This is a genomic window from Amycolatopsis sp. NPDC003676 (assembly GCF_053587275.1).
The window spans coordinates 1-7987 of record NZ_JBSFNS010000201.1; the positions used below are offsets into that span (position 1 = coordinate 1).

Consider the following 7987-nt stretch of genomic DNA (forward strand, 5'->3'; position numbering starts at 1 on the left):
CCGAGGGCCACCCTCCCCCCACAATTGTGGGGGGGCGGGCACGCCCCCGCCCCCGAACGCCACATTGGGGCGCATCCCGGCGCGCGCTGGGCGGATGGTCTGTGAAGGGCTCCCTGAGGGAATCTAATTCCGTGAAGGAGCCCCTCACGGAACTCCGCGGGTTATGAGGGGAACCCTGAGGGAATCAGAGTCAGTGAGGGTGGCCCTCACGGACTTGGGCCGGGGCCAGAACGTAGAAAGAGCCGCCCCGCGCGATGGCGGGACGGCTCTCGAAAGGTTGTGCGGGGGTTAGTGCTTCGGGGCGGGGCCCGCTTGGTCGCTCAGCATGCGCAGGGCGTTGACCAGGCCGCCGGTGAGGTCGCCTTCCTTGAAGGAGGCCACCATGCTCGCCACGGCCAGGTTCGCGCCCCGGTCGGGCAGGCGCGAGTGGGCGCGTTCGCCGGTGACGATCTCGATCGCGCGCTGGGCGGGCGAAACGCCGAGCAGCACGGCGTTCGAGGGGTCGTCGGTGGCGGCGTGCAGCTTTTCCGCGCCGGCGCGGGTGTCTTCGCCGAGGTCGCCGAGGTAGATGCTGAAGCCGAGGCCGGTTTCGCGGGTCGCGAAGGTCAGGGCCTCGTCCAGGCGCGCGAGCTGCTGCACCGTGAACGGGCTCGTCGGGGCCGCGGGCTCGTACATCTTCGCCGCGGACAAGCGGCCGCTGTTGGTGATGACCTCGCCGAAGGCCAGGTCTTTCTCCGCGACCGCGGTCTGGGTCACTTCACCACTTGCCACGAGCGCCTCCTGCGGCCGTCGAAGCGCCCGCGGGCGCCGCATTCACGTCAACCGCCGGGCCGTGGCCGGCTCCTACGCCGTCCGGGTTGGCGGTCCACCACATCGCGGGGTATTCCCACGGCTGCCCCGGCCGGTACCGCGGCGTCCCCGAGAACTTCTTCCGCAAGGTCGCGGCGCCGACCACGAAGTAAATGGCCCCGGGGATGACCGCGTAGACCAGGATCGTCTCGACAACGTTCACGCCGGTGAGCGTATCGGATGCCTTCCGGAGCCACCGCGCGACACCGCGAGCGGGCGTGACCGTTCGTCGTCGCTGAGGCGCCGTCCGCCGCTTGGCCCGCCGCCGCTGGAACGTTGGGGCGAAGGACTGCGGGCCGAAAGATGGCAACTCGCCGTACAGGCGGCCGTACCGGGCGATACCGGCTTGTCGGAACCTTGAAATCCTCGTAGCTTTTTCACCTGTACGGGCCTTGCGCCCGGCTCCCCCGCCCCAGCCCGTCACGCACCGGTCCCAGGAGGACACCTCATGCAGAGCGTCCAGCCCCCCGCTCAGGCGATCACCGAGACCATTTCGTCACCCAGCGAGACCGGATTCGTGCCCGGAACGCGGGTCACGTCCGGCACCAGGGTTACGCGGGGCACTCGGGTCACCCGCGGAACCCGGGTCACCGCGGGCACTCGCGTGACAATGGGTACCCGGGTCACCATGGGAACTCGAGTCACGATGGGCACCCGCGTCACCCGCGGGACCCGCGTCACCCGGGGAACCCGCGTCACCTGCGGCACGCGGGTCACGATGGGCACGCGCGTCACGCGCGGAACCCGGGTCACCGCCGGAACCCGCGTCACGATGGGCACCCGGGTCACCCGCGGTACTTGTGTCACGCGCGGCACCCGGGTCACGATGGGCACCCGCGTCACCTGCCAGGCCGACTACAGCCTCGCCGCCTGAGCGCAACCGGCGCAGCCAGCACCGCCCAGCACCGGACACCAGACGTCGAGCACGATCCATCGGCTCGCCCCGGCCGCCGCACAGGCAGCCGGGGCGCCGACGTGTCCAGGTCCGGGAGCCTAGGCCGCCGACCCGAGATACGGCCGCCACAGCGGATCGGCCTCTTTGGAATGCGCCAGGAGCCGCCAGTGCGGACCGTGCGGAGCGCGCGGCACCACGCGCAGCCGCCAGCCGATCTCCGACAGCAGCCGATCCGCCTTGCGGTGGTTGCACTTCGCGCAGCAGGCGACGCAGTTGGTCCAGCTGTGCGGACCGCCCTTGCTGCGCGGAACGACGTGGTCGATCGTCTCGGCCCGGCCGCCGCAGTAGGCGCAGCGGTGCCGGTCCCGGTGCATCAGCCCGGCCCGGGTGAGCGGTACTTGCGCCCGGTAGGGCACCCGCACGTACGTGCTGAGCCGGATCACCGAAGGAACGGGCAGCGACACCGTCGCGGCGTGCAGTTCGACGCCGCCCGGATCGCCGTGGACGACCTCCGCCTTGCCGCACATGACGAGCACCACCGCGCGCCGCATGGGCACCGCGGTCAGCGGCTCGAAAGTGGCGTTGAGCAGGAGGACCCGGCGCCGCCCCCATGCCGGGGCGACCGGATCGCGGGCTCTACGCTGTCCGGGCGGACGGGATGCTCCCCCTGGACGGGTCCCCGGCCCGGACGGGACGGAGCCGCCGGATGCGGACCCTCCCGGGCAGGCACGCAGGATCGCCTCCGGCGGCAGCTCGGCCATGGCTTGGCCGGCGCCGCCGAGGGGGACGGGTTGTCGGTCTGGCACTCGACCACCTCCACCGGTGCAGGCATAGTCGACCACACATCAGGGCCCCGGCGCACGCGTGTTCTGTGACGTGTCACATACCCGCGACCCGGCGGCCACCCCGCGGCCGCCTGCGCGCCGCCGGGGCGAAGAAACGAGAAGGGACAATCTCCGCCAGTGAATGCCGTGCTCAGCGCTCCGCCCGCCTGCATCTCCGAGACCGGGACGTGGTGTGCCCAGGTCTATTCGGTCACGCACAACGAGTGGCTCGCCGCGTCGGCGGGCTGGCTCCTCACGAAGCCGCTGAAGATCGTCCTGATCCTGGTCGTCGCCTTCCTGGTGCGATTTCTCACCAAGCGGCTGATCGAACGGGTCACCACGCTTCCGGCCTCGGGCAGCGGCGGCAAGATCCCGGCGCTGTTGAGACCGCTTCGCGAACGCGCGCCGGACATGCTCGGCACCGCGGTGACCGAGCGCCGCAGGCAGCGCGCGAAGACGATCGGCTCGGTGCTGAAGTCCGGTTCCACGTTCCTGATCTACGGTCTCGCGTTCATCCTCGTGCTGGGCGAGCTGGGCATCGACCTGGCTCCGATCATCGCGTCCGCCGGCATCGTCGGCGTCGCGCTCGGATTCGGCGCGCAGAACCTGGTCAAGGACTTCCTTTCCGGGATGTTCATGATGATCGAGGACCAGTACGGCGTCGGCGACGTCGTGGACATCGGCGAAGCGACCGGCACCGTCGAGGCGGTCGGCCTGCGCATCACCACGCTGCGCGACCTGAAGGGCACCGTCTGGTACGTCCGCAACGGCGAGGTGCTGCGCGTCGGCAACTCCAGCCAGGGCTTCGCCTACGCCGTGGTGGACGTCCCGCTGAGCTACTCCGCGGACGTCGACAAGGCGACCGAGGTGCTCAGCGGCGCGGCCACGAAGGCGGTCGAATCGGACGCGCTTTCGGCCAACGTGCTGGAGCCGCCGGAGCTGCTCGGCGTCGAACAGGTCACACCGGAGGGAATCCTGTTGCGCCTGACGGTCAAGGTGCGACCGGGCAAGCAGTGGGCGGTGCAGCGGAAGCTGCGCGGGCAGCTGCTCGGCGCGCTCGAAGAGGCCGGTTTCGAACCGCCGCTCGGCCGGTTGCTGTCGTCCATGCAGGACAAGCAGTCGGGCGCGCAGCGCAGCTGAGGCAGGGCAAGATGGAGGTGTGTCTGTGAGCGAGCCGGAACCGGCGAACCTGTACGAGGCGGTGGGCGGCGAACCGACCTTCCGCCGGATCATCAAGCGGTTCTACGAGGAAGTGGCCCGCGACGAGGTGCTGCGCCCGCTCTACCCGGAAGAGGACCTCGGCCCGGCGGAGGAGCGGTTCCGGCTGTTCCTCATCCAGTACTGGGGCGGTCCGCACACCTACTCCGACCAGCGCGGCCACCCCCGGCTGCGGATGCGGCACGCGCCGTTCAAGATCGGCCCGATCGAACGCGACGCGTGGCTGCGCTGCATCCGGATCGCCATCGACGAGGAGAACCTCCCCGAGCCGTACCTCAGCCAGCTGTGGGCGTACCTGGAAATGGCCGCGCACAGCATGATGAACAGCTTCGTCTGATGAGACGCAAGGTCGCGGGCAGGCGGCCGGACCGCCTTCCGCGGCCGTCGTGGTGGTCGGACGCGGTGTTCTACGAGATCTACGTGCGGTCGTTCGCCGATTCGGGCGAGGACGGCATCGGGGATCTCGAGGGCATCCGCAGCAAGCTCGGCTACCTGGAACTGCTGGGCGTCGACGCCCTGTGGCTGACGCCGTTCTACCCGTCGCCGATGGCCGACCACGGCTACGACGTGGCGGACCCGCGCGGCGTCGACCCGATGTTCGGCACCCTCGGCGACTTCGACGTGCTGCTCACCGAGGCGCACCGGCGCGGCATCCGGGTCACCGTGGACGTGGTGCCCAACCACACGAGCAACCAGCACGCGTGGTTCAAGTCCGCGCTGGCCGCCGGGCCGGGCAGCCCGGAGCGGGAGCGCTACCACTTCCGCGACGGCCGCGGTCCCGGCGGAGCCGAACCGCCCAACAACTGGGTCAGCGTGTTCGGCGGGCCGGCGTGGACGCGGGTGCCGGACGGGCAGTGGTACCTGCACCTGTTCGCGCCGCAGCAGCCGGATCTGAACTGGGCCAATCCGGACGTCCGCGCCGATCTGGAGCGCACCCTGCGGTTTTGGCTCGACCGGGGCGTCGACGGGTTCCGGATCGACGTCGCGCACGGGATGGCCAAGCCGGCCGGGCTGCCCGACATGGACCCGGACACGCCCGCGCACGGCGGCGGCGCGCTCGGCGATCCGCGCTTCGACGACGACGGCGTGCACGAGGTGCACCAGCTGATCCGCAAGGTGCTCGACGAGTACCCGGACGCGATGGCCGTCGGCGAGATCTGGGTGCAGGACGAGGAACGGCTGGCGCGCTACCTGCGGCCGGACGAACTTCATCTGGCGTTCAACTTCCGCCTGGTGCTCACGCATTTCGACGCGGACGCGATGCGCACGTCGATCGAGCGCTCGCTGGCGGTGCCGCGCGCGGCGGGCGCTCCCGCGACCTGGACGCTGTCCAACCACGACGTCTGGCGCGCCGCGAGCCGCTACGGCGGCGGCGCGGCCGGGGTCCGCCGGGCGCGCGCGATGGCGCTGGTGGAACTCGCCCTGCCCGGCGCGGTCTACCTGTACCAGGGCGAAGAGCTGGGCCTGCCGAACGCCGACCTGCCGCTGGAAGCGATGACCGACCCGCGCGCCCGCTCCCAGGGCCCGGAGTTCAGCCGCGACGGCGAGCGCGTGCCGCTGCCTTGGGAGGGCACGCTCCCGCCGTACGGGTTTTCGCGCACCGCGCAGACCTGGCTGCCGATGCCCGCGGACTGGGCTCCGCTGACGGTGGAACGGCAGCTCGAAGACCCGGAATCGACGCTGTCGCTGTACCGCCGCGCGGTTGAGCTGCGGAAACACCATCCGGCTTTCCGCGGTGGGGACGAGCTTCAGTGGTACGGCGCGCCTGCTGGTTGCTTCGCGTTCCGCCGCGGCCGGGGCGGGCTGATCTGCGCGCTGAACACCTCGGCCAGCTCGATCGCCCTGCCACCAGGCGAAGTGCTGCTGACCAGCAGCCCGCTGATCGACGGCAGGCTCGCACCGGACTCAGCCGCCTGGCTCGGGTAGTCCGTGAGGGGAACCCTGAGGGAATCTGACTCCCTCAGGGTTCCCCTCACGACCTGCACACAAGGTTTCGGCGGCTGGGGAAGGTCAGACTCGGGCGCCCGCCTCCAAGCCGAGCATGTCGAGCAATCCTCGCAGGTCGTCGACGTCGTGCGCGTGTTCGGCGACGGTGCGGGCGCGTGTTCCTGCTGCACGCGCAGGTCTTGTTCGGCGGAGACCCGGGCACGGGCGAATTCACTGGTTTCGGCGGACAGCGGACGTCGTTCCGAGCGCATGTCGCTCCTCGTCGAGGTGGAAGGGGCCACCGGCGGGCACCGCGCGGGCGGGTCCGCCGGGGACGGCGCCGGCTCGAGCGCCGGCACACGGTGAGACTTCTCGACGGTGCTGACGCTACTCCCCGCCCCCGACCTGCCCGCGAGCCCGTCCCCCTCCGCGCGTCGCGGCGTCCACAGTGGACCCGCGGAGCGGCAGCCCTGGTGAGACCGGCTCCGGCGTGCTTTACTGATCGCGGTCGTGTTTTGTGTTCGTGCGGTGGGTACGTCCCGCAGCCACGCTCGCAAGATGTAGCGGGCGTGGTGTTTCTCTTTTCGGAAGGCACACCGTCGGTTGCCAGACCCGGGTGTCGAGGTGGCATCTGCTGTTTAGTCCGATGGAGATAGTTTTTATGACGCAAGGCACCGTGAAGTGGTTCAACGCCGAAAAGGGCTTCGGGTTCATCAGCCCGGACGACGGCAGCGCCGACGTCTTCGTGCACTACTCGGAGATCCAGGGCAACGGGTTCCGCAGCCTTGAGGAAAACGCGCGCGTGGAGTTCGAGGTCGGCCAGGGCCAGAAGGGCCCGCAGGCCACCGGCGTCCGCGCCATCTGAGTTCCGCTGGTGTTTCCCCTGGTGCGGAAGGCTTTCCGCACCAGGGGGACCCTCGCCGGAGCGGACTTTCCGCCCACGGCAACCGATTCTGATTCACGTTCCGGTGCGCGCCGGTGAATTCACCCGGCCGCGCAAGGTCTTCCGCGTCCCGGGAACCCGGACCGAAGATCACCCGTTGACCAGAGCAGGTCGCGACTGGCCTTGAGGCCCTCCCCTGCCTGGCCAGTTCGCAACGCACGGCGCATCCCCTGTCCGGCGGCTCCCCCTTGCCCCGGACACCCGCCGCGGCACCGGCCTCGGCCCCGCAGAGCGCGGCGGCCGGACCAGCTCGAGTAGGAGCGTTACCCATCGACACCCAGAGCACCCTCCAGCGTCCCCCGAAACAGCCCCAGCCCATGCTCGCCGGCCGCAAGACCGGCACCGAGGCATTCCTGGTGAAGCTCTTCGCCGTCGTCCCTCTCGTCGCGGTCGCCGCCGCGGTGCCGCTGGCCTGGGGCTGGGGCCTCAGCTGGCTGGACGTGGGTCTCGCCGCCGCGTTCTACTGCGTGAGCGGCCTCGGCATCACCGTCGGCTTCCACCGGTACTTCACGCACGGCGCGTTCCGCGCCCGCCGCGGGCTGCGGATCGCGCTCGCCGTCGCGGGCAGCATGGCCATGCAGGGACCGGTGATCGACTGGGTCGCCGACCACCGCCGCCACCACGCGTACTCCGACCGCGACGGCGACCCGCATTCGCCGTGGCGCTTCGGCACCACGCCCGCCGCGCTCGCGAAGGGCTTCTGGCACGCGCACATGGGCTGGCTGTTCGGCCGCGACCGGACGAACCCGCGCCGCTTCGCCCCGGACCTGCTCGACGACGCCGACCTGAAGCGGATCGACCGGCTCTTCCCGGTGCTGACCCTCGCGACCCTGCTGGGCCCCGCACTCCTGGGCGGACTGATCACGATGACCTGGTGGGGCGCGCTGACCGCGTTCTTCTGGGCCGGGCTGGTCCGGGTCGCCGCGCTGCACCACGTGACGTGGTCGGTCAACTCGCTGTGCCACCTGATCGGCGAGCGCCCGTTCGAGGCGCGCGACCGTTCGGCGAACTTCTGGCCGCTGGCGATCGCGTCCTTCGGCGAGTCCTGGCACAACTCCCACCACGCCGACCCGACCGGAGCCCGGCACGGCGTCGGCCGCGGTCAGCTGGACATCTCCGCGCGGCTGATCTGGATGTTCGAGAAGTTCCGCTGGGCCTCGCACGTCCGCTGGCCCCGCGCCGAGCCGCGGTGCGGGCCGGAACGGTCCCCGCACCACAGTCCGTTCGACATCGTCGAGCAGCAGCGCGTTGTGGACGACGCCTGTGCCGCTCTGGATATCGGCGAGGGTGTGGCCGGGGTAGGCGCCCCAGGCCGCGCGCGCGATGCCGAAC

General features: G+C 70.8%; 8 protein-coding genes and 1 pseudogene. 6 read left to right on the forward strand and 3 right to left on the reverse strand.

The window, feature by feature from the left end; all coding sequences use genetic code 11:
- Positions 1 to 288 precede the first annotated feature (288 nt).
- Together ACWDNU_RS44315 and ctaJ are read right to left on the reverse strand one after the other, a co-directional pair.
- Positions 289 to 771 carry a DUF5130 family protein gene (locus tag ACWDNU_RS44315; RefSeq protein ID WP_182894010.1) on the reverse strand — a complete coding sequence of 161 codons (483 nt, stop codon included), beginning with the start codon at positions 769 to 771 and terminating at the stop codon, positions 289 to 291.
- On the reverse strand, positions 758 to 1012 hold the full coding sequence (gene ctaJ / locus ACWDNU_RS44320) for an aa3-type cytochrome oxidase subunit CtaJ (RefSeq protein ID WP_037814055.1): 255 nt from the start codon (positions 1010 to 1012) through the stop codon (positions 758 to 760). Before ctaJ ends, ACWDNU_RS44315 begins: the two co-directional genes overlap by 14 nt.
- A gap of 465 nt (positions 1013 to 1477) precedes the next feature.
- On the opposite strand from ctaJ, the gene ACWDNU_RS44325 reads away from it, so the two are divergent.
- On the forward strand, positions 1478 to 1723 hold the full coding sequence (locus ACWDNU_RS44325) for a hypothetical protein (protein WP_449673255.1): 246 nt from the start codon (positions 1478 to 1480) through the stop codon (positions 1721 to 1723).
- Between the two features lie 119 nt (positions 1724 to 1842).
- Here ACWDNU_RS44325 and ACWDNU_RS44330 read toward each other — a convergent pair whose 3' ends face one another.
- Entirely contained in the window at positions 1843 to 2295 is a 453-nt protein-coding gene (locus tag ACWDNU_RS44330) for an HNH endonuclease (protein WP_050788293.1), read from the reverse strand.
- Positions 2296 to 2706: 411 nt separating this feature from the next.
- Here ACWDNU_RS44330 and ACWDNU_RS44335 point away from each other — a divergent pair, with 411 nt between their 5' ends.
- The 5 genes and pseudogenes from ACWDNU_RS44335 to ACWDNU_RS44355 all read left to right on the forward strand — a co-directional run.
- Positions 2707 to 3708, forward strand: a complete 1002-nt coding sequence (locus tag ACWDNU_RS44335; protein WP_370935437.1) for a mechanosensitive ion channel family protein — start codon at positions 2707 to 2709, stop codon at positions 3706 to 3708.
- Positions 3709 to 3727: 19 nt separating this feature from the next.
- Complete coding sequence (locus ACWDNU_RS44340) at positions 3728 to 4123, forward strand: globin (protein ID WP_116201571.1); 396 nt, start codon at positions 3728 to 3730, stop codon at positions 4121 to 4123.
- Entirely contained in the window at positions 4123 to 5712 is a 1590-nt protein-coding gene (locus tag ACWDNU_RS44345; RefSeq protein ID WP_449673256.1) for a glycoside hydrolase family 13 protein, read from the forward strand. Before ACWDNU_RS44340 ends, ACWDNU_RS44345 begins: the two co-directional genes overlap by 1 nt.
- Before the next feature lie 661 nt (positions 5713 to 6373).
- A complete protein-coding gene (locus ACWDNU_RS44350; protein ID WP_037814060.1) occupies positions 6374 to 6577 on the forward strand; it encodes a cold-shock protein in 204 nt (67 codons plus the stop codon).
- A gap of 395 nt (positions 6578 to 6972) precedes the next feature.
- Positions 6973 to 7839, forward strand: a pseudogene (locus ACWDNU_RS44355) (acyl-CoA desaturase); the annotation flags it as partial.
- Positions 7840 to 7987 lie beyond the last annotated feature (148 nt).

Bases quoted from the DNA above. Each gene is read 5' to 3' on its own strand.
- ACWDNU_RS44330 (WP_050788293.1), bottom strand. From the start codon at position 2,295: ATGCGGCGCGCGGTGGTGCTCGTCATGTGCGGCAAGGCGGAGGTCGTC.
- ACWDNU_RS44345 (WP_449673256.1), top strand. From the start codon at position 4,123: ATGAGACGCAAGGTCGCGGGCAGGCGGCCGGACCGCCTTCCGCGGCCG.
- ACWDNU_RS44350 (WP_037814060.1), top strand. From the start codon at position 6,374: ATGACGCAAGGCACCGTGAAGTGGTTCAACGCCGAAAAGGGCTTCGGG.
- ACWDNU_RS44325 (WP_449673255.1), top strand. From the start codon at position 1,478: ATGGGAACTCGAGTCACGATGGGCACCCGCGTCACCCGCGGGACCCGC.